This is a genomic window from Arthrobacter sp. BG5 (genome assembly GCF_056680155.1).
Genome location: NZ_CM155268.1, coordinates 792,821 through 812,293, shown reverse-complemented (window position 1 = coordinate 812,293; position 19,473 = coordinate 792,821). Strand labels below are relative to the sequence as shown.

General features: G+C 69.7%; 18 protein-coding genes. 14 read left to right on the top strand and 4 right to left on the bottom strand.

Annotated elements, in window-relative coordinates; genetic code table 11:
* The first annotated feature begins 22 nt into the window (after nucleotides 1-22).
* The 5 genes from atpD to AC1MBE_RS03630 are packed head-to-tail and all read left to right on the top strand — an operon-like array spanning nucleotide 23 to nucleotide 6,055.
* On the top strand, nucleotides 23-1,477 hold the full coding sequence (gene atpD / locus AC1MBE_RS03650) for a F0F1 ATP synthase subunit beta (RefSeq protein WP_138768903.1): 1,455 nt from the start codon (nucleotides 23-25) through the stop codon (nucleotides 1,475-1,477).
* Nucleotide 1,478: 1 nt separating this feature from the next.
* Nucleotides 1,479-1,763 carry a F0F1 ATP synthase subunit epsilon gene (locus AC1MBE_RS03645; protein WP_104172348.1) on the top strand — a complete coding sequence of 95 codons (285 nt, stop codon included), beginning with the start codon at nucleotides 1,479-1,481 and terminating at the stop codon, nucleotides 1,761-1,763.
* A 10-nt stretch (nucleotides 1,764-1,773) separates the two neighbouring features.
* Nucleotides 1,774-2,205, top strand: coding sequence for a DUF2550 domain-containing protein (locus AC1MBE_RS03640; RefSeq protein WP_479780961.1), 432 nt, complete (start codon nucleotides 1,774-1,776; stop codon nucleotides 2,203-2,205).
* 5 nt (nucleotides 2,206-2,210) lie between these two features.
* Nucleotides 2,211-3,551, top strand: a complete 1,341-nt coding sequence (locus tag AC1MBE_RS03635) for an alpha/beta hydrolase (protein WP_479780960.1) — start codon at nucleotides 2,211-2,213, stop codon at nucleotides 3,549-3,551.
* Between the two features lie 32 nt (nucleotides 3,552-3,583).
* Entirely contained in the window at nucleotides 3,584-6,055 is a 2,472-nt protein-coding gene (locus tag AC1MBE_RS03630; protein WP_479780959.1) for a bifunctional lysylphosphatidylglycerol flippase/synthetase MprF, read from the top strand.
* A gap of 150 nt (nucleotides 6,056-6,205) precedes the next feature.
* On the opposite strand, the gene AC1MBE_RS03625 is transcribed toward AC1MBE_RS03630, so the two are convergent.
* From AC1MBE_RS03625 to nucS, 3 genes are all read right to left on the bottom strand, one after another.
* Complete coding sequence (locus tag AC1MBE_RS03625) at nucleotides 6,206-6,409, bottom strand: cold-shock protein (protein WP_011692441.1); 204 nt, start codon at nucleotides 6,407-6,409, stop codon at nucleotides 6,206-6,208.
* A 322-nt stretch (nucleotides 6,410-6,731) separates the two neighbouring features.
* Nucleotides 6,732-7,976, bottom strand: coding sequence for an N-acetylglucosamine-6-phosphate deacetylase (locus AC1MBE_RS03620; RefSeq protein WP_479780958.1), 1,245 nt, complete (start codon nucleotides 7,974-7,976; stop codon nucleotides 6,732-6,734).
* 34 nt (nucleotides 7,977-8,010) lie between these two features.
* On the bottom strand, nucleotides 8,011-8,706 hold the full coding sequence (gene nucS / locus AC1MBE_RS03615) for an endonuclease NucS (RefSeq protein ID WP_479780957.1): 696 nt from the start codon (nucleotides 8,704-8,706) through the stop codon (nucleotides 8,011-8,013).
* A gap of 101 nt (nucleotides 8,707-8,807) precedes the next feature.
* Between nucS and AC1MBE_RS03610 the strand changes: the two genes are divergently transcribed.
* On the top strand, nucleotides 8,808-9,218 hold the full coding sequence (locus AC1MBE_RS03610; protein WP_479780956.1) for an ATP/GTP-binding protein: 411 nt from the start codon (nucleotides 8,808-8,810) through the stop codon (nucleotides 9,216-9,218).
* 72 nt (nucleotides 9,219-9,290) lie between these two features.
* Nucleotides 9,291-10,088 (top strand): alpha/beta hydrolase, encoded by a 798-nt coding sequence (locus tag AC1MBE_RS03605; protein WP_479780955.1) that lies wholly within the window; start codon nucleotides 9,291-9,293, stop codon nucleotides 10,086-10,088.
* 86 nt (nucleotides 10,089-10,174) lie between these two features.
* On the opposite strand, the gene AC1MBE_RS03600 is transcribed toward AC1MBE_RS03605, so the two are convergent.
* Nucleotides 10,175-11,497, bottom strand: a complete 1,323-nt coding sequence (locus tag AC1MBE_RS03600; protein WP_479780954.1) for an AI-2E family transporter — start codon at nucleotides 11,495-11,497, stop codon at nucleotides 10,175-10,177.
* Between the two features lie 202 nt (nucleotides 11,498-11,699).
* Here AC1MBE_RS03600 and AC1MBE_RS03595 point away from each other — a divergent pair, with 202 nt between their 5' ends.
* From AC1MBE_RS03595 to AC1MBE_RS03565, 7 genes are all read left to right on the top strand, one after another.
* Nucleotides 11,700-13,556 (top strand): hypothetical protein, encoded by a 1,857-nt coding sequence (locus tag AC1MBE_RS03595; RefSeq protein WP_479780953.1) that lies wholly within the window; start codon nucleotides 11,700-11,702, stop codon nucleotides 13,554-13,556.
* Nucleotides 13,557-13,668: 112 nt separating this feature from the next.
* Entirely contained in the window at nucleotides 13,669-14,670 is a 1,002-nt protein-coding gene (locus AC1MBE_RS03590) for a co-chaperone YbbN (RefSeq protein ID WP_479780952.1), read from the top strand.
* Complete coding sequence (locus tag AC1MBE_RS03585) at nucleotides 14,670-15,770, top strand: NADH:flavin oxidoreductase/NADH oxidase (RefSeq protein ID WP_479780951.1); 1,101 nt, start codon at nucleotides 14,670-14,672, stop codon at nucleotides 15,768-15,770. The genes AC1MBE_RS03590 and AC1MBE_RS03585 overlap by 1 nt, the downstream gene beginning before the upstream one ends.
* A gap of 36 nt (nucleotides 15,771-15,806) precedes the next feature.
* Nucleotides 15,807-16,592 carry an ABC transporter ATP-binding protein gene (locus AC1MBE_RS03580; RefSeq protein ID WP_479780950.1) on the top strand — a complete coding sequence of 262 codons (786 nt, stop codon included), beginning with the start codon at nucleotides 15,807-15,809 and terminating at the stop codon, nucleotides 16,590-16,592.
* Entirely contained in the window at nucleotides 16,574-18,145 is a 1,572-nt protein-coding gene (locus AC1MBE_RS03575) for a transporter (protein WP_479780949.1), read from the top strand. Before AC1MBE_RS03580 ends, AC1MBE_RS03575 begins: the two co-directional genes overlap by 19 nt.
* A 52-nt stretch (nucleotides 18,146-18,197) precedes the next feature.
* Nucleotides 18,198-18,980 carry a glucosamine-6-phosphate deaminase gene (gene nagB / locus AC1MBE_RS03570; RefSeq protein ID WP_479780948.1) on the top strand — a complete coding sequence of 261 codons (783 nt, stop codon included), beginning with the start codon at nucleotides 18,198-18,200 and terminating at the stop codon, nucleotides 18,978-18,980.
* Nucleotides 18,981-19,018: 38 nt separating this feature from the next.
* Nucleotides 19,019-19,330, top strand: coding sequence for a DUF3039 domain-containing protein (locus AC1MBE_RS03565; RefSeq protein ID WP_441417371.1), 312 nt, complete (start codon nucleotides 19,019-19,021; stop codon nucleotides 19,328-19,330).
* Nucleotides 19,331-19,473: the final 143 nt, after the last annotated feature.

Sequence of the window (19,473 nt, the reverse complement as noted above, 5' to 3'; positions counted from 1 at the left end):
TCTACTGAGTGAAGTGAGAGAGATGACTGCCACTGCTACCGAACACGTAGCCGCAACGTCCGGTGCCACCGGCCGTATTGCACGTGTTATTGGCCCGGTTGTCGACGTCGAATTCCCGGCTGACGCAATCCCCTCGATTTACAACGCTCTCACCACGGAGATTACTCTCAACGGTGAGACCAAGACCATCACCTTCGAAGTTGCGCTGCACCTCGGCGACAACCTCATCCGCGCCATCTCGCTGCAGGCGACCGACGGCCTGGTCCGCGGCACCAACGTGGTGGACACCGGTGCCCCGATCTCCGTCCCCGTCGGCGACGGCGTCAAGGGCCACATCTTCAACGTGCTGGGCCAGCCCCTGGACGTGACCGAGTCCGAGCTGCAGATCAGCGAACGCTGGCCGATCCACCGCAAGGCTCCGGCCTTCGCAACGCTGGAAGGCTCCACCGAGATGCTGGAGACCGGCATCAAGGTGATCGACCTCCTCACCCCGTACATCAAGGGTGGCAAGATCGGCCTGTTCGGCGGTGCCGGCGTCGGCAAGACCGTGCTGATCCAGGAAATGATCACCCGTGTTGCCCGCAACTTCGGTGGCACCTCGGTGTTCGCCGGTGTTGGCGAGCGTACCCGTGAAGGCAACGACCTCTGGGTTGAAATGGAAGAGGCCGGCGTCCTCAAGGACACCGCCCTTGTCTTCGGCCAGATGGATGAGCCGCCGGGAACGCGTCTGCGCGTGGCCCTGTCCGCACTGACCATGGCGGAGTACTTCCGCGATGTGCAGAACCAGGACGTGCTGCTCTTCATCGACAACATCTTCCGCTTCACCCAGGCAGGCTCCGAGGTTTCCACCCTCCTGGGCCGCATGCCTTCGGCCGTGGGCTACCAGCCCAACCTGGCCGACGAGATGGGCCTCCTGCAGGAGCGCATCACGTCCACCAAGGGCCACTCCATCACCTCGATGCAGGCCATCTATGTTCCCGCAGATGACTACACCGACCCGGCTCCGGCCACGACCTTCGCACACCTCGACGCGACCACGGAACTTTCCCGTGAAATCGCTTCCCGTGGTCTGTACCCGGCCGTTGACCCGCTGACGTCGACCTCGCGCATCCTGGATCCGCAGTACATCGGTCACGACCACTACAACACGGCCGTCCGCGTCAAGCAGATCCTGCAGAAGAACAAGGAACTCCAGGACATCATCGCCATCCTCGGTGTCGATGAGCTCTCCGAAGAGGACAAGATCGTCGTGTCGCGTGCACGCCGTATCCAGCAGTTCCTCTCGCAGAACACCTACACGGCAAAGCAGTTCACCGGCGTCGAAGGCTCCACCGTGTCCATCAAGGACACCGTGGAAGGCTTCACCGCGATCTGCGATGGCGACCTCGACCACATCGCAGAGCAGGCGTTCTTCAACGTCGGCGGCCTGGACGACGTCGAGCGCCAGTGGGCCAAGATCCAGGAACAGACCAAGTAATATGGCTGAGCTTGAGGTTGAGATTGTCGCAGCGGACCACTTCGTGTGGTCCGGAGCGGCCAAGATGGTCAAGGCCCGCACCAGCGATGGTGAAATCGGAATCCTGCCCGGCCACTCGCCCCTGCTGGCGATTCTGGCCGAAGGTGAACTGGCGATCGAGCCGGTGTCCGGTGACCGCATTGCTGTAGTCGTCGACGGCGGGTTCTTCTCCGTCGACAACAACAGGGTCGTCATTGTTGCTGACAACGCCCAAATGGGCGACGCGGCTACTGCGGGGATCCGCTAGCCCGACCTTGATGAACGTTACTGGTCTTCCGTTCATCGTCCTGGCAACCGTCTTTGCGTTGCTGGTCTTTGCACTGTGCCTTTCCGGGGTGCGCCGCTTCAATCTGCGGCGCGCCCTGGGCACGGTGGACGCCTCCATCTGCGTGGCTGGAAACAGCTGGCAGATGGGGGTTTGTCGTTATCAGGACAACGACCTGGAGTGGTTCCGCCTTGCCTCGCTGAGCGTGCGGCCCAAGCACACCTTCCGCCGCAGCTCCCTCGAACTGCTGGGCCGGCGTGAACCGACCGAATCCGAACTGGTCAAGGTGCAGCCCGAGACCGTGATCGTGGAACTGCGCTACGAGGGCCGGGACGTCTTGCTGGCGATGAGGTTCGACGCCTACACCGGGCTCTCCTCCTGGCTCGAGGCCGGGCCCGTCATCGGCGTCGGCACCTGGCGCTAGTTCCGGTGGGTTTCGCCGAGGACCTCCGGATCGTCGACGGCCCGGTGCTGTGGGCCGCGTGGGCCGCCGGAATCGCGGGCGCCCTCTACCTGCTCTGGCCGTGCGGCCGGAGGCGCACTCCGGCACTCCACGCTGCCGCCGCCGCACTCGCCGCCCTGGTTCCTGCCTCAGCGCTCGTCCTGGGTGTGCACTGGTTCCTGGTGTACGCCGTCCCCGTCTTCCCGGACGTGCTCCCGTCCGAGGTCCTCGGCTGGTCCGTTCCTGCCGTCGCCGCCCTGCTGCTGGCGCTGCACCGGGCCTGGACCAGCTGGCGCGCCCGGCCGCGGCCCGCCCGCCGCGGTTTGCCCACGACGGCGGCGGCTGCCGCCTTCGCCGGCGTCCTGGCACTCTCCGGTGTGCAGATCAACGCCTATTTCGGCTTGAACCACACGGTCGGCGACCTCACCGGTTCCGCCGTCGCGCGGATCCAAAGCCTCGCCGACGAACACGAGCGGCAGCCGGGGGAGCGGCCCGCGAGCCTGGCCGGGTGGACGCCGTCGGGATCCCTGCCCGCGGCCGGCCTGGTCCGGAAAGCCTCCATCCCCGGCACCGAGTCCGGGTTCCACAGCCGGGACGCCTACGTCTACCTCCCGCCCGCCTACCAGGCCTCCCCGCGCCCGGCGCTTCCGGTGCTGGTGCTGTTCTCCGGCCAGCCCGGAGGCCCCGCCGACTGGCTGACCGGGGGCGCCCTGCGGAGCCGGATGGACCGCTTCGCGGCAGCCCACCGCGGCGTGGCGCCCGTGGTGGTGGTGGTCGATCCCAACGGGAGCCCCAACGGCAATACGCTCTGCATGGACAGCAACATCGCGCAGGCCGATACTTTCCTGGCCAAGGATGTGCCGGCCTGGATCCGCGGCACCCTCGACGTGGACCCCGATCCGCGCAAGTGGGCCGCCGGCGGCTTCTCCTTCGGCGCCACCTGTGCGATCCAGATGGTGACACGGCACCCCGGCATCTACAGCGCGGCGCTGGCGTTCTCGAGCGAGGCGGAACCGGCCCTCGCCAAGGAGCGGCACAAAACGGTGGAAGCGTCGTTCGGCGCCGACACCGGAGCCTTCGAGCGGCAGACCCCGCTGCACCTGATGCAGCACCAGCGTTTTGACTCCAATGCCGCCTACTTCGCCGCCGGCGAGCGGGACACCCAGTTCGTCGGGTACCTGCACGTCCTGTCCGGCGCCGCCCGCTCGGCAGGGTTTTCCGTCCGGGAACAGATTGTCCCCGGCACAGGCCATTCCTGGGAGGTCGCCGCCAGGGGCCTGCGCGGCGGCCTCGACTTCCTGGCCCCGCGGTGGGGGATCACCCGGTGAGGCACGGCTTCCGGCGGAACGGCCTTCGCCGCATGGGACGGCACCTGAAGACGATCCCTTTCTCCCTGGCGTTCCTCTTGGCCTTCCTGGCCACCGGCGCGGTGTCCGGCAGTTTCCTTGCCGGCCCGCCGGAGTCCGTGCTGGAGGCCGCATCGGTCAGCGCCCCGGGGCTGCAGGGCGGACTCTGGTGGACCATGTTCAGCTCGCTGTTCTTTGCGACCAACCCGCTGGCCTACCTGGCGGCATCGCTGATGATCCTGGGACTGCTCGGCACTGCCGAACGCCGGCTCGGGTCCCTGCGCACCGCCGTCTTTTTCGGTGCCGGGCAGTTCGCGGCCGTGACCCTGTTCCTCCTCGCCACGCAGCTGGCGCAGTTCGCCGGCGACCGCTGGCTCGGCGCCATGGTCGAGGCGCGGCTGATCGGCCCGTACGCGGCCATCCTCGCCGTCACGCTGGCGGCATGTGCGCTGCTGCCTGCCCTGTGGCAGCGGCGGCTGCGCACCGCGGTGGTCTCAGCCGCCCTGCTGCTCGTGCTGTACGTCGGGCACCCCGAGATGGTGGTGGGCTTGGCGGGCGCCGTGGCCGGACTCATGGCCGGCTGGTGGATCCGGGATGACAAGGGCACGCTCCACCGCCACCGCTCCACCGGCCGGGAGACCCGCAACCTGCTGGCGCTGACGGTGGCCATCTTCGCCGTGGGTCCGCTCATCACGGCCGCGGTGCGAAGCCCCACCGGACCGCTGGCGCTGTTGCGCGAGATGGTGCTCAACCCGCTGCCCACCCTGGGTCAGCTGGAACAGAACTGCGGCGCCGGCGCCGACATCAGCTGCCTCGGGGCCGGCCGCGAGGGGTACGCAGGCCCGCTGGGTCTGGCCCTGGCGGTGGTTCCCGTGGTGCTGCTGCTGATTTGCGCCGACGGCATGCGGCACGGACGGCGGCTCGCGCTGCGGATCGCCGTCCTGGTCCAGCTGGGCGTCACTGCCCTGGCCAGCGTGTACCTGACACTGTTCGCCCGGATTCCGCATAACCCCGCCCGGGCCCACGCGGCTGTCATGGGTTCGGCCGTTGTGCACGTGCTGCCGCTTGTGGCCGTCCCGCTCGCGCTGGTGTTGCTGCTCGTCGCCAACCGGCGCCTGTTCCGGGTGGAAACCTCACGCCGGGCCCGCCGTGTCCTGGCGCTGGCCGTCGCGGGGACCCTCCTGGTGCTTGCGGGGGGCTACACCGCGGCATGGTTCGCCGCCGGCGGCCTGGAGCGCGACGGCGGCTGGCTCGGCCTCGCCGCCGAGCTGGCCCGGCAGTACCTGCCGCTGCCCATTCCCGGCACCTACAGCCGCGTCTTCCAAAACCGCAATGCGGTCGAGGCCTTCCTCTTCGCCTGGTCCGGCATCATTTTCTGGGCCGTGGCGCTGGCCGGTGTCTGGTTGGTGCTGCTGCGCCGGCACCACGGCACCGACGCCGCGACCGGGGACCGTGAAGTGGCCCGGGCCCTGATCCGACAGGGCGGCGACTCGCTGTCCTGGATGGCGCTCTGGGAGCCGAACACCTACTGGTTCGCCACGGAAGGCCGCGGGGGAGTGGCCTACCAGCGGCACGGCAACGTCGCGCTGACGGTAGCGGGACCTTTTGGCCCGGCAGCGCACCGCGCCGAAGTAGCCCAGCAGTTCCTGGACTACTGCAACGAGCATGCGCTGATTCCGGGCTTCTATTCGTGCACGGACGAGCTTTGGCCGCCGTTGAAGGCCCGCGGGTTCCGCCGCGTGGCCGTGGCGCTGGAGACCCGGCTGGCGGTCCGCGAGCTGACTTTCAAGGGCAAGGAATGGCAAAACGTGCGTACGGCGCTGAACCGGGCGGCCAAGACCGGTGTCCGCGCCGTCTGGGGCCGCTACCGCGAGTTCCCGGCTCCGCTGCGGGCGCAGCTGAGCGAGGTGTCGGAGGAATGGGCTGCCGGCAAGTCCGTCCCGGAAATGGGATTCACCCTGGGCAGCCTGGACTCGCTTGAGGACGATGAGGTGCTGTGCTGCCTCGCCGTGGACGCCGGGGGCCGCGTGCACGGAGTGACCAGCTGGCTGCCGGTCTTCGACGGCGGGCGGCTGGTGAGCTGGACGCTGGATGTGATGCGCCGGCGCGGGGACGCCTTCCCCGGCGCCATGGAGTTCCTGGTCGCCTCGGCCGTGCTGGAGCTCCGTGATTCGGTGGAGGTGATCTCCCTCTCCGGCTCCCCGCTGACACGGGAGGAGCCACCGGCGGACGGCGCCGAAGGCCCCCGCGACAGTGAGGGCCTCGCCGGAATTCTCGATGTGGTGGGCCGGGCGCTGGAGCCGGTGTACGGATTCCGGTCCCTGGCCGCATTCAAATCCCGGTTCAAGCCGGAATACCGCACCCTGTACCTGTATTACCAGGACCCATTGCAGCTGCCGGCGATAGGCCGTGCGCTGAGCCGGGCGTACCTTCCCGACCTTTCGGTCCGCCAGAGTGCCCGGCTGCTCCGCACCCTGGTGCGCTAATTCGGGGCCCGCGGCGATTTAGCGCACTGCCGGCATTACGCCGCAAACAATGCGCCGGAGCGCGGCATTCAACTGCAAAAAAATGATCCCCGGCAATATTGCCGGGGATCATTATCCGAGCGGACTGCCGGAGGCAGTCCGCCGGGGAGACTAGACCAGCGTGACGCCGGTAGCCTGGGGGCCCTTGGCGCCCTGGCCGATCTCGAACTGAACGCGCTGGTTCTCGTCGAGGGTCTTGAAGCCGCCGGTCTGGATTTCGGAGTAGTGAACGAAGACATCGCCATCGGAGTCATCCGGGGTAATGAAGCCGAAGCCCTTTTCAGCGTTAAACCACTTGACGGTTCCCTGTGCCATTTAATTCTCCTCATTGTGGATCTTGAAGAAGTCCCGCGCACTTTGCACCGGCCTTGGTCACTCTGCGAGAAGAACCTTGGCGTCCGCCCGGATTGACCGGGCGTTTGCGGCAGGAGCTTCACGCTCGCAACATGTCTTGCGAGCATGAAAAACACCTACACAAAGACTGGTACAAGAATTTCACGCCGCCTGCGTCAGGTCAACGGGCCCGGCGCATAATTGCCATAAATTTTATGGAAAGAGTTCATGAACGACTTCGCGGCCCTGGAAACTCGCCGGCGCGGCCGGCCGCAGCCCCTAAAGGCGCCTGCCGAAAGACGCATTAGGAAAGCGCCGCCAGCCATTCCCCGGACCGCATTACCCGGAAAAGGTCCAGCCCGGAATTGGCAATGACGGCGTCCGCGCGGAACCCGCGGCGCAGCGAGCCGAGTTCGGCGCCGAGCCCCAGGACGGCGGCGGGAACCGCGGTGGCAGAGCGGACGGCGTCGGTCAGCGGCACACCGGCCGCCACGGTGCGGCGCACCACGTCCAGCATCGTGGCGGTCCCGCCGGCGAGGGCACCGCCGTCGTCGAGCCGGGCGACCCCGGCAGCAACGGTCACCGCCGAGCTGCCCAGGGCGTACCCGCCGTCGGGCAGGCCGGCGGCTGCCATGGAATCGGTTACCAGCGCGATGTTGGCCGCGCCCACGAGCTGGAACACCGTGGCCACGACGGCCGGGTCCAGATGGGTGCCGTCGGCGATCAGTTCCAGTACCGCGGCCCCGGCGGCCGCGCTGCGCAGGCAGGCGGCGACGGGTCCCGGCGCCCGGTGGTGCAGGGGAGGCATGCCGTTGAAGAGGTGGGTCACCGTGGGCCGGGTGCCGCGCGCCGGCACCCCGGCCTGACGCGCCCCGGCCTGCAGTGCCTCCCCGGCGGTGCCCAGGGCGGCTGCGGCCGTGGCGTCGTCGCAGTCGGTGTGGCCCAGCGAGGGCACCACGCCGTGCCTGGCCAGCTGCCGGGCCAGGGCGTCGGCGCCCGGCAGCTCGGGGGCGAAGCTCATCGTGGCGAGGGTGCCGCGTGCGGCGGCCACCAGCTCGGCGAGGAGCGCCGGATCGGGATCGCGCAGGAAGTCCGGGTCCTGCGCCCCGCAGCGGGACGGGGCGAGGAAGGGTCCTTCCAGGTGGATCCCGCCGAGCAGGCCTTCACCGCTCAGCCGGGCGTGCAGGGCGATCCCCTGAAGCAGCGACTCCCGGGAGGCGGTGACCAGGCTGGCCAGCAGGGTGGTGGTTCCGGCACGGTGCAGGAAATCGATGGCACGCCGCACCGCGGCCTCCTCCCCGCCGGGGAAGTCGCCGCCGTAGGCGCCGTGGCAGTGCAGGTCCACCAGGCCGGGCAGGATCAGTGCCCCGGGCGGCAGCTCCAGCGCCGGAACCCCGCCAAACCCGGCGGGTCCGGGGCTGAAGCCGGCAGCCGGACCGGCGTAGGCGATCCGGCCGGCTGCCACGGCGACGACGGCGTCGTGCTGCGCGGCCCCGTCGCTGACCACCGTGCCGTACAGGAGGTGCCGGCCGGCCGGGTCGAAGTTCATCCTCAGAGTCTAGGGCGCGGCCCCCGGCAGGGTGTTAGAAGAGCCGGGACTCGCTGTCGTCAACGCCGCGCATGGCGTCGTAGTCCAGGGTGACGCAGTCGATGCCGCGGTCGTTCGCCAGCACCTTGGCCTGCGGCTTGATCTGCTGGGCGGCGAAGATGCCGCGCACCGGAGCCAGCAGGGGATCGCGGTTCAACAGCTCGAGGTAGCGGGTGAGCTGCTCGACGCCGTCGATGTCGCCGCGGCGTTTGAGTTCGATCGCCACGGTGGCGCCGTTGGCGTCGCGGGCGAGGATGTCCACCGGACCGATCGCGGTGAAGTACTCGCGGCGGATCAGTGAGAAGCCGGCACCGAGGGTTTCGATCTGCTCCGCGAGCAGCCGCTGGAGGTCCGCCTCGACCCCGTCCTTGATCAGTCCGGGATCCACGCCGAGTTCGTGCGAGGTGTCGTGCAGCTGTTCGTGGATGTTGATGATGAGCCGGTCATCGGTTTTGGTGGACTGTACCGTCCACTGCTCGATCACGCCGACTTCCACGTCCACCTCGTCCGGCGTGGAGACCCGGAGCCTCGCCGGCGGACTCATCCAGTTCAGCGGCTTGTAGGATCCGCCGTCCGAGTGGACGAGGACCGAACCGTCGGCCTTGACCAGCAGGAGCCGGGTGGCGAGCGGAAGATGGGCTTTGAGCCGGCCGACATAATCTACGGAGCAACGGGCTATGACTAAACGCACCCGGTCAACACTACCGCCTGATGCGGTGCTCCCGGGCGCCGTGGCGGCCGGCCGGTGCCCCGCGGGGCGCGGGAGCAGCCGGGCTGGGGCAGAATGGAGGCATGCCGCGTTCCAACCGTCCCCGCCGAGCCGTGTCCGGCCACTCTCCCGGAGGGAAGGGCGGAGGGAAGGGCGCAGGGAAAGGGACGGGGAAGGGCGCAGGGAAAGGGGCAGGGCGGGCCGCCGGCAAGCACGCCGCCGGCCCCGCACCGGAACTGGACCTGGAACGCGCCCGGACCGGGATTGCGCGGCGCGAAAGCGCCCCCGACGGCGAATGGATAGTCCGCTCGATCTCCGCAAGCCGGGCCGGGAAGACGTATATCTGCCCGGGATGCCACACCGCCGTGCCACCCGGAACGGCGCACCTGGTGGTCTGGTCCGAAGACCACATCTTCGGCGCGGCCGCGGGCCTGGCCGAGCGCCGGCACTGGCACTCCAACTGCTGGACCTCGCGCAGCTACCGGTACCGCTGACGGACTCCGGGAACGGCTCAGCCGGCCGACGGTAAACGGCCAACCCTGCCCGGTTTCGCTAAGCTGGAGGGCATGACTTTCGACCCGGCGTCCTTCGCGTTCAGCCAGCCTTCCGCGCCCACCGCCATCCGTGCCTCCACCGTGCTGCCGGCCCGCCGCGAAAACGTGGAACTCCGCACCGCGGACGGGCACCGGCTGGTCGGCGAACTGGCGGTTCCGGAATCCGGCGAGATCAAGGCGACCCTCATCACGCTGCACCCGCTGCCGACCCACGGCGGATTCATGGACTCCCACGTCTACCGCAAGGCCTCCTACCGGCTGCCTGCCCTCGCCGGCATTGCGGTGCTGCGTTTCAATACCCGGGGGACGTCCTCGCCGCGCGGCACCAGCCAGGGCTCCTTCGAGGAAGGCATCGGCGAACGGCTCGACGTCGAGGCGGCGGTGCGCTTCGCCGTCGAGCGCGGACTGCCCAACCGCTGGCTGGTCGGCTGGTCCTTTGGCACCGAACTCGCGCTTATGTACGGCGCCACCGAGCCGGTGGCCGCCGAAATCGAGGGCGCCATCCTGCTCTCGCCGCCGCTGCACCGCGCCACCGACGTCCACCTCAAGGAATGGGCCGCGTCCGGCAAGCCGCTGAAGGTCCTGGTCCCGGAGCACGACGACTACCTCCAGCCCGCCGCCGCCGCCGAACGCTTCAGCCTGGTGCCGCACGCCGACGTCGTAGGCGTCGACGGCGCCAAGCACCTGTGGGTGGGGGAGAAGTACGCCGGCCGGGTGCTCAACGAGATCGTGGCCGAGGTGCTGCCGGGCGGGGCCGCCGCTGCGCTGCCCGAGGAGTGGGACGGCCCGGTCGCCACCGCCCACGCCTGAACGCGCCGCCTGCGGGAAACCGCAACGGAAACGGACAGCCGCTACGTGGGCCCACGTAGCGGCTGTCCGTTGGCGCAGCGAAAACGCTAGTGCTTGTCCTGGCGCACGATGAAGATTTCCTTGACCAGCAGCATGACCGCCGCGGCCGTGGGGATGGCGATCAGGGCGCCGAGCACCCCGAGCACGCTGCCGCCGGCGATCACCGAGATGACGGCGACCGCGCCGGGGACCGCGACGGCCTTCTGCATGATCCGCGGGGAGATGAAGTAGGCCTCGAACTGCAGGTAGGCGAAGTAGCAGATCGCGAAGACCACGGCCGTCTGCCAGCCCGCGGTGAGGGCGATCAGGGTGACCAGGACGCCGGCAATCATGCCGCCGACCAGGGGGATAAAGGCCAGCAGGGCCACCACAAAGCCGAGCAGCAGGGCGAAGGGGACGCCCACGACCGACATCACGATGAAGGCGAAGGTGGCGTTCAGCAGCGCGACGCAGACCTGGCCGATGACGTAGTTGCCCACCGAGCCGGTGATCTCTTCGGACAAGGCCTCGACCCGGGCGCGGCGCGAGCGCGGCGCCAGCCGGTAGCCCCACTTCTTCATCGCCGGCATGGCGGAGAGGAAGTAGAGGCTCAGGACCAGCACGATCAGGGCGCCGAACAGGCCGTTCGCCACGGTGGTGCCGAAACCGACGACGCCGCCGAAGATGCCGCTCATGGCCTCCGGGTTGTTGACGAACTTCTCCAGCTCCTGGCTGATCCGGTCGCGGACGCCGAACTGGCTGTCCACCGTGCGGAAGAAATCGGAATCGATGAAGTCCTGGATCCAGTGCGGCGCCTCCTGCACGACCTGGGTGACCTGCTGGACAATCGTGGGGATCAGGGTGGCGAAGAACCCGGTGACGGCCAGCGCCAGGACGGCTACCGAGACCAGGATTCCCGCGGGCCGCGGCACCTTCTTGCTTTCGAGCCAGCGCACCACCGGGTCCAGCCCGAGGGCAATGAACAACGCGGTGACAATCCAGAGCAGCAGCTGCGTGGTGTTGGAGCCGATCCAGTACACCAGCAGGGCCGCGCCGACGCCGACCGTGCCCATAAAACCGACGTAGAGCGGGTGCTGGGACGACATCCGGGGGCCGGGGTTGCCGAACCGTGCGGTGCTCTCCGTGTCCGGACCGGCTTCGGCCTCTTCGTCCTGCCCGGGCGGCAGCTCGGGCGGCATCTCGAAACGCAGCCGCGGCTGCGCGCCGGGCAACGGCTGGCGCAGCCGGCGTGCCATGGACATCAGGAAACCGGCCGCGGCCGCGCGCGGGGTGGAGAGCTGGGTGGCGGGCTCCTGCGGACCGTGTGGCTGGCTGCCGGATTCCTGGCTGGCGATTTGTCCTGCGGGGGACGAATCCGTGGGTTCAGTCACTGCGTCGAATGCCCTTTTTCTCTGTTAAATCCCTGCGAAACCGCGGCTGCGTGCCGGGTGTGATGATCACCGCAAACACTATCAGCCGCCTTGCCAACTGGCGGGTCGGCGGCGGCGGGCAGGGCCGGGGAGGGGCTTGACAACGTCCCCGATCTGACTCTCAGGTAACAAAACGGTTACTGTTAAAGCTACGTGTCCGCTGATGATAGGTATTATTTTGCGTTTCAAGACTGCAGTTGCACTAGTGCTGCTCGGCCTCCTGACACTGCTGGCAGGCATCGGCCAGAAGACCGTCTGGGCTCCGGCCGAGACCGTCACCGCCACCGCGCCCGCCGGCGGGACCGCTGCCCCGTTGACCGTCATTGACGAGAAACTGCGCACCCTGCACGGCGGCACCGTAAAAATCCAGGTCAAGGGGGAAGGAAACTTCATCCTCGCCGCCGGCCGGCCCGACGACGTCGACGCGTGGGTGGGCAAGACCGCCCACAACACCGTCTCCGGCGTCTCAGACGACGGCAAGTCGCTGCAGCTTGACCACGCCGACGGCGAAGCCACCGCGCCGTCACCGGCCGGGTCGGATCTGTGGGTGACCACGGAGAACGCCAGCGGCACCCTCGACTACTCGTGGACCGCGCCGGCCGACGGCGACTGGGCCCTCCTGCTCGCCTCCGACGGCAAGAAGGCCGCCCCGTCCTCGATTTCGATGACCTTCCCCAACGACACCTCCACCCCGTGGGCTATTCCCCTGATGGTGCTGGGCGGACTGCTGTTCCTGGCAGGAGCCGCACTGCTGCTGCTCAAGCCGACGCGCGGTACCAACGACCGGAACGGCTCCGACGGTTCCACCGGCGGCCCCGGCGGCCCTGCGAAGGGCAGCCTCTTTGCCCGCCGCGCCCAGGCGAAGGCCCAGGCGAAAGCCAAGGCCAAGTCCGCAGCCGGCAACGCAGCCCCTGCCGGCGGCGCCGCTGACGGCAACCCGGCCCGTAGCGGCAACGCAGCAGGCAGCGCTGTAGAGAACAAGCCGGCCACGTTCGCCGTCCGCCGCCGCTCCGGCGCGGCCGTGGCGCTGCTCACCGCCGTCGCGGTAGCGGGCACCGGCGTTGCGGCGCAGGCCAGCCAAAGCCCCGCGCCGTCGCCGAGCGGCTCGGCCTCTTCGGCCGCCGCCGAGGACGCCGCCGCCCCGGTCCTGCTGGACGCTCAGTTCCGCCGCATCCTGGAACAGGTTTCCAGCGCCGTCGACGCCGGCGACGCGGCCAAGGACGCCGCCAAGCTCGCACCCCGTGTGGGCGCCAGCGAGCTGGAGGTGCGCAAGCAGAATTACAAGATCCGTTCCAAGGTGGGCAGCTACGAGCCCCGCATGCCGGTCCGCGCCACCAAGCTCCTCACCACGGTGGTCAGCAGCAAGCGTGCATGGCCGCGGTCCGTGATGGCCGTGACCCAGGGTGACGGCAACGTGGTCCCGCAGCTGCTGACCCTGGTGCAGACCTCGCCGCGGGAGAACTACAAGCTGGTCGGGGCCACCCCGCTGCAGCCGGGCACCACCTTCCCAGGGATCAACCGCGGGGGCACTGAAACCCTGGCCGCCGCGGACAAGTCCGGGCTGCTGTACAGCGGCCAGGAAGCACTCTCCGGCCTGGCCGACCGGCTGACCAAGGCCGACTCCACCTTCAAGGACAAGCTCACCGAAGGTAAGTCCTCGCCGTACATCGCGGACACCCTGGCCTACCAGAAGGACGTGGTGAAGTCCGGCGCCAACGGCAAGTTCTCCTTCACCCACAAGGTGGTCCCGGAGGACACCGTGGTGTTCCGCACCGCCGACGGCGGCGCGCTGGTCCTGGGCCGGCTGGACTTTGCCCTGGATGGCACGCCGAAGAACTCCGGCGACAAGCTGACGATCGGCAACGACGCGGCAGCTCTGGCCGGCGGCAAGGAAACGAGCACCGGCATGGTCCTGAACTTCGCCGAGTCCGTGGCCGTCTACGTGCCGCCGACCGGATCCAAGGACCCGATGAAACTGGTGGCCGCAACGCGCGGCCTGGTCGGGGCGAAATTCAAGTAGCCCGCCCAGGGCAGCAACGCCCAGGGCAGTAAACCGCAGCACACCTACAACGACCGGGCCGCCAGTGCGGCCCGGTCGTTGCTGTGCGGGGCGTAGTGGATAGAGTGGAGCCATGACTTCGCCAGCTTCCCGCCCGGTCCCTCCAGCTGCCGCCAACCCGCTTAACCTGCGGGGCGCCGTCGACCTCTCCTCGCTGAAGCAGCGCCCGGCGCCGCCCGCGGGGGCGGGCCGGCCGCCGGCCCCCGGAGCCGGGGCGCCGGGTGCCGCTGCATCCGACGGCGGCTCCGCGGCGCCGCTGCGGGTGGACGTCACCGAGGCCAACTTCCAGGAGCTGGTGGATCTCTCCGCCCAGGTCCCCGTGGTGATTGCTTTGTGGGCCGGCTATTCGCCCGGCTCCGCGCAGCTGGTGGACGTGCTGGAGCAGATCGTGGAAAGTTACGGCGGACAGCTGGTCCTGGGCGCCGCCGACATCGAGGCTTTCCCCCAGCTCGCCCAGGCGTTCCAGGTGCAGGCCGTTCCGACCGCCGTCGCCGTCGTCAAGGGCCAGCCCGTGCCGCTGTTCCAGGGCGGCGCCGATGAGCAGCAGGTGCGCAGCCTCTTCGACGAACTCCTCAAGGTGGCGGCAGCCAACGGCGTGACCGGCCGGATCGGCGCCGGCGGCCCCGGCGCGGCCGAGGCCGAGGCTCCGCCGCTGCCGCCGCTGCACCAGAAGGCCTTCGACGCGATCGAAGCCGGCGACTACGCGGGCGCGGCCGCGGCCTACCGCCAGGCGTTGACCGAGATGCCAGCCGATGCCGAGGCCAAGGCCGGCCTGGCGCAGGTGGAGCTCATGGGCCGCCTGCAGGCCCTGTCCGCCGCGGAAACGGACGCCCTCCGCGGCCGGGCCGCCGAGGAACCGGACAGCCTGGAGGCCCAGCTCGCCGTCGCCGACCTGGACATTGCCGGCGGCCACGTTGAGGACGGCCTCGGCCGGATCGTGGCGTTCATCGGCCGGAACTTCGGTCCGGAACGCGAAACCGCCCGGGTGCGCCTGCTGGAGCTGTTCGACGTCGTGGGCACGTCCGACGAGCGGGTCGCCAAGGCCCGGCAGAACCTCGCCCGGGTGCTGTTCTAGTGGGGTCGGCACTGTTCACTCCGCTGGAGCTGCGCTCGCTGCGGCTCGAGCACCGCGGCTGGGTTTCGCCGATGTGCCAGTACAGCTGCGAACCGGAGACCGCCGAGGGGGTGCCCACCGACTGGCACCTGATGCACCTGGGCTCCTTCGCCACCGGGGGAGCCGCCCTGATCCTAACCGAGGCGGCCGCCGTCAACGCCGCGGGGCGGATCAGCCCGCGGGACGCGGGCCTCTACAACGATGCCCAGGCCGAGGCATGGCAGCGGATCGTCGACTTTGTGCACCGGCACGGCTCCGCCGGCGCCAAGATCGGCACCCAGCTCGCCCACGCCGGGCGCAAGGCGTCCTCCTACTGGCCGTTCTCCGGCAAGACCGGCACCGTCCCCGTCTCCGACGGCGGCTGGGCAACGGTGGGACCGGGCAGCGGCGCCTTTGACGGCTACGCGCCGCCGTCGGCGATGACCGTGGAAGAGATCGACGGCGTGATCGCCGACTTCGCCGCCGCCGCCGTCCGCGCGGTCGGCGCCGGCTTCGACACGATCGAGATCCACGGCGCCCACGGCTACCTGCTGCACCAGTTCCAGAGCCCGCTGGTCAACGACCGCACGGACAGCTGGGGCGGGAACGAGCAGGGCCGCAACCGCCTGACTCTGGCCGTCATCGACGCCGTACGTGAGGTCATCCCGGAGTCCATGCCGCTGTTGCTGCGGATCTCCGCGTCCGACTGGGCCGAGGGCGGCATCGACGCCGAGGCCTCGGTGCGGCTGGCCCGCGCTGCGGGCGAACACGGGGTGGACCTCGTGGACGTCTCCAGCGGCGGGGCCGTCGCGCACCAGTCCATCCCGGTCGGCCCCGGCTACCAGACCGGGTTCAGCGCCCGGATCCGGCGCGAAGCCGGCGTCCGGACCGGCACCGTCGGTTTGCTGACCTCGGCGGGCCAGGCCGAGCACGCGGTCGCCACCGGGCAGGCGGACGGTGTGTTCATCGCCCGGGCCGCACTCCGGGACCCGCACTGGTGGCTGCGTGCGGCGTTCGAGCTGGGCCACGAGCTGGCCTGGCCGCCGCAGTACGAGCGTGCCATTCCGCGGCATACCTTCTAGGCCCGCACAACGGCGGGCGGCAGTTAGTCTAACGTCATGACTTTCGAGCAACCGCACCCGCAGCCGCCCGTCCCCGCGCTGGCGCTGCGCGGGCTGGCCAAGCGCTTCGGCACCAAGATCGCCGTCGACGGCATCAGCCTCGACGTTCCGGCCGGTTCCTTCTACGGGATCGTCGGCCCCAACGGCGCGGGCAAAACCACCACCCTGTCCATGGCCACCGGGCTGCTGCGGCCGGACTTCGGCACCGCCCTGGTCCACGGCGTGGATGTCTGGCAGCACCCGCTGGAGGCCAAGAAGCTGATGGGCGTGCTGCCGGACGGCGTCCGGCTCTTCGACCGGCTGACCGGCGAGCAGCTGGTGAGCCATGCCGGCCTGCTGCGCGGCATGGACCGCGAGGTGGTGGCGGCGCGCGTGGCCGAGCTGCTCGCGGCCCTGGACCTCAGCCAGGACGCCGGCACGCTCGTGGTGGATTATTCCGCGGGTATGACCAAGAAGATCGCCCTTGCCTCCGCGCTGATCCACGCGCCCCGGCTGCTGGTGCTGGACGAACCGTTCGAATCGGTGGACCCCATCTCCGCCGCCAACATCCGCGACATCCTGGACCGCTACGTGGCCTCCGGGGGGACGGTCATCGTCTCCAGCCACGTGATGGACCTCGTGCAGCGGATGTGCGACCACGTCGCGGTCGTGGCCGGGGGCCGGGTGCTCGCCGCCGGCAGCGTCGACGCTGTCCGCGCCGGCGAGTCACTGGAGGACCGCTTTGTCCAGCTGGTGGGCGGCCGCAGCCACACGGAAGGGCTGGAATGGTTGCGCACCTTCTGAGGCTCAAGCTCACCCTGCTGCGCAACAGCCTCCGGCGCAGCCCGTGGCAGCTGGTGGGCCTTGGCATCGGGGCGCTGTACGCCCTGGGGATTGTGGGGCTCGGCGTCGCCGGGCTGCTGCTCCTGCGCCAGGCCGACGTCGGGACGGCGCAGACAGTGGTGGTGCTGGGCGGTTCCGCCGCGGTCCTGGGCTGGGCCGTCATCCCTCTGGTGGCTTCCGCCGCGGACCTGACATTGGACCCGGCCCGCTTCACGACCTTTGCCGTGCCCATGCCGCAGCTGCTGGCCGGCCTGGCCCTCGCCGGGCTGATCGGCATTCCGGGGGCGGCGACGTCGCTGGTTGCCCTGGCCACCGTGGGCACCTGGTCCCGGGGCTTCCTCGCCGCGTCCGGTGCCCTGGCCGGCGCCGTCCTCGGGGTGCTCACCTGCATTGTGCTCTCCCGGGTGGTCACCACCGGCACCGTGGGACTGGCCAACTCCCGGCGCTTCAAGGACGTCAGCGCGGTCGCCTTCCTGATCCCGCTGGTCCTGATGGGACCGATCGTGGCCGGGGTCGCCCGCGGGATCGCCGGGTCCGCCGGGTTCGTCGGAGAGCTGGCGCGGTTCGTGGCGTGGACGCCCGTCGGGGCAGCCTGGGCGCTCGGCGGAGACCTCGCCGCGGACAGCTACGGACCGGCCGCCTTGAAGCTGCTTATCGCCCTGGCCACCCTGGCCGGCCTGGCCCTGTGCTGGAAGCTGCTGCTGCAGCGTGCCCTCGTCACCCCGCCCTACGCCGGCACCGCCAAGAAAAAGACGTCGGGGCTTGGCCTGTTCGCGCTGGTTCCCGCCACCCCCACCGGGGCGATCGTGGCCCGATCGCTAAGCTACTGGCTGCGCGATCCGCGCTACGCCGGCTCCCTCGTGGTGGTGCCGCTGCTGCCGGTGCTGCTCTGGTTCCAGGCCAGCCAGTCCGGGTACTACGGAATCCTGCAGTTCGTCGGGCCACTGACCGCCTTCCTGCTGGCGTGGTCCATCTCCTCGGACGTCTCCTACGACAGCACCGCCTTCGCGCTGCACGTCTCCGCCGGCGTGCGCGGCCGGCAGGACAGGCTGGGGCGGGCCCTGGCGTGCCTGGCCTTCGCGCTGCCCGTGGTGCTGGTCTTCAGCGTCGTCCCGATGTTCGTCACCGGCGACTGGCCGCTCCTGCCCGGGATCCTCGGCCTGGCCGTGGGCGTCCTGCTGACCGGGCTGGGTCTGTCCTCGGTGGTCTCGGCGCGCTACACCATGCCGGTGCCGCTGCCGGGCGACAGCCCGTTCAAGAAACCGCCGGGCAACGTGGCCCAGACCCTTGCCGTCCAGTTCGGCGGCATGGCGGTCCTGCTGCTGCTGGTGAGCCCGGAGGTGGCCCTCGTGGCGCTGCAGCTGGCCGGCGGCAGCACGGTGCCGGGCTGGATCGCCCTGGTGCTGGGCCCGGTCCTTGGCTCCGTCCTGTTCGTTGCCGGGGTGCGGCTGGGCGGCAGATGGTTCGACTCGCGCACCCCGGAACTGCTCGCGCAGCTGGCCGTCAACCGCTGACCGGGTCCGACGGCCCGGGCCGGAACGGCGGCAGTGGGGTAGCCTGCGGTTCATGGAAGTCGTCATCCTTCCCGGCAGCAAGCCGATTGCCGCCCTCGCCGCCGACGCGATCGAGGCCCTGCTCCGGCGCAAGCCCGACGCGGTCCTGGGCCTGGCCACCGGATCCTCGCCGCTGCCGGTGTACGAGGAACTCGCGCAACGGCATGAGCGCGGCGGCCTCGACTTCAGCCGCGTCCGCGCCTTCACGCTGGACGAGTACGTAGGTCTCCCCGCCGGGCACCCCGAGTCCTATCGCGAGGTCATCCGGCGCGAATTCACCGACCGGGTGAACATCAGCCCGGACAACGTCCGTGGCCCCGACGGGCAGGCCGCCGACATTCCCGCGGCCTGCCGGGCCTACGAGGACGCCGTCCGCGACGCCGGGGGAGTGGACCTGCAGCTGCTCGGGCTGGGCACGGACGGCCACATCGGCTTTAACGAACCGGGGTCCTCACTGGCCTCCCGGACCCGGATCAAGACCCTGATCGAGCAGACGCGGCGGGACAATGCCCGCTTCTTCGGCAGCCTCGCGGAGGTGCCGCACCACGTCCTGACCGAGGGCCTTGGCACCATCCTGGAGGCCCGGCACGTGATCCTCCTCGCCACCGGCGCGCAGAAGGCCCAAACCGTCCGCGACCTCGCCGAGGGGCCGGTCGCCGCCATCTGCCCGGCCTCGGTCCTGCAGCTGCATCCGCACGCCACCGTCCTGCTGGACGAGGCGGCGGCCTCCTCGCTGCGACTCGCCGACTTCTACCGGCACAGTTACGACGGCAAACCCCGCTGGCAGGGTTTGTAACGACGGCGGTGCCGGTTCCAGCGGCTAAGATGGATGTCATGACCAGCATGACGGATCCCTTGGAAAACGACCCGATGCGTGAGCTCTCCGGAGCCGGGACGTCGACGGCCACGATTGAGCGCGAGGAACTGCGCCAGGAAGTAGAGCCGGGCGACCGGGAGCGCTTCTCGCACTACGTGCGCAAGGAAAAGATCATGGAGTCCGCCCTGTCGGGTGAACCCGTCATTGCCCTCTGCGGCAAGGTGTGGACGCCCGGCCGCGACCCGAAGAAATTTCCGGTCTGCCCGGAGTGCAAAGAGGTCTACGAGGGCCTGCGCCCGGGCGGCGACGGCGGAGACTCCGGTAAATAAGGCCTTTCAAACAGGCCACCCGCGCCGCGCGGCCTGATCCACGGCGGCCGGCGGCGCTGTGCCGCCGCTGCCCTCCGGCACTGCGGTATCCGCCGCGATTCTGCTGTCCGGTTCATCCGAAAAAGATTGGTGTTTTTGTGCTT

Bases quoted from the DNA above. Each gene is read 5' to 3' on its own strand.
- atpD (WP_138768903.1), top strand. From the start codon at position 23: ATGACTGCCACTGCTACCGAACACGTAGCCGCAACGTCCGGTGCCACC.
- AC1MBE_RS03645 (WP_104172348.1), top strand. From the start codon at position 1,479: ATGGCTGAGCTTGAGGTTGAGATTGTCGCAGCGGACCACTTCGTGTGG.
- AC1MBE_RS03640 (WP_479780961.1), top strand. From the start codon at position 1,774: ATGAACGTTACTGGTCTTCCGTTCATCGTCCTGGCAACCGTCTTTGCG.
- AC1MBE_RS03630 (WP_479780959.1), top strand. From the start codon at position 3,584: ATGGGACGGCACCTGAAGACGATCCCTTTCTCCCTGGCGTTCCTCTTG.
- AC1MBE_RS03625 (WP_011692441.1), bottom strand. From the start codon at position 6,409: ATGGCACAGGGAACCGTCAAGTGGTTTAACGCTGAAAAGGGCTTCGGC.
- AC1MBE_RS03620 (WP_479780958.1), bottom strand. From the start codon at position 7,976: ATGAACTTCGACCCGGCCGGCCGGCACCTCCTGTACGGCACGGTGGTC.
- AC1MBE_RS03610 (WP_479780956.1), top strand. From the start codon at position 8,808: ATGCCGCGTTCCAACCGTCCCCGCCGAGCCGTGTCCGGCCACTCTCCC.
- AC1MBE_RS03605 (WP_479780955.1), top strand. From the start codon at position 9,291: ATGACTTTCGACCCGGCGTCCTTCGCGTTCAGCCAGCCTTCCGCGCCC.
- AC1MBE_RS03595 (WP_479780953.1), top strand. From the start codon at position 11,700: ATGATAGGTATTATTTTGCGTTTCAAGACTGCAGTTGCACTAGTGCTG.
- AC1MBE_RS03590 (WP_479780952.1), top strand. From the start codon at position 13,669: ATGACTTCGCCAGCTTCCCGCCCGGTCCCTCCAGCTGCCGCCAACCCG.
- AC1MBE_RS03580 (WP_479780950.1), top strand. From the start codon at position 15,807: ATGACTTTCGAGCAACCGCACCCGCAGCCGCCCGTCCCCGCGCTGGCG.
- AC1MBE_RS03575 (WP_479780949.1), top strand. From the start codon at position 16,574: ATGGTTGCGCACCTTCTGAGGCTCAAGCTCACCCTGCTGCGCAACAGC.
- nagB (WP_479780948.1), top strand. From the start codon at position 18,198: ATGGAAGTCGTCATCCTTCCCGGCAGCAAGCCGATTGCCGCCCTCGCC.
- AC1MBE_RS03565 (WP_441417371.1), top strand. From the start codon at position 19,019: ATGACCAGCATGACGGATCCCTTGGAAAACGACCCGATGCGTGAGCTC.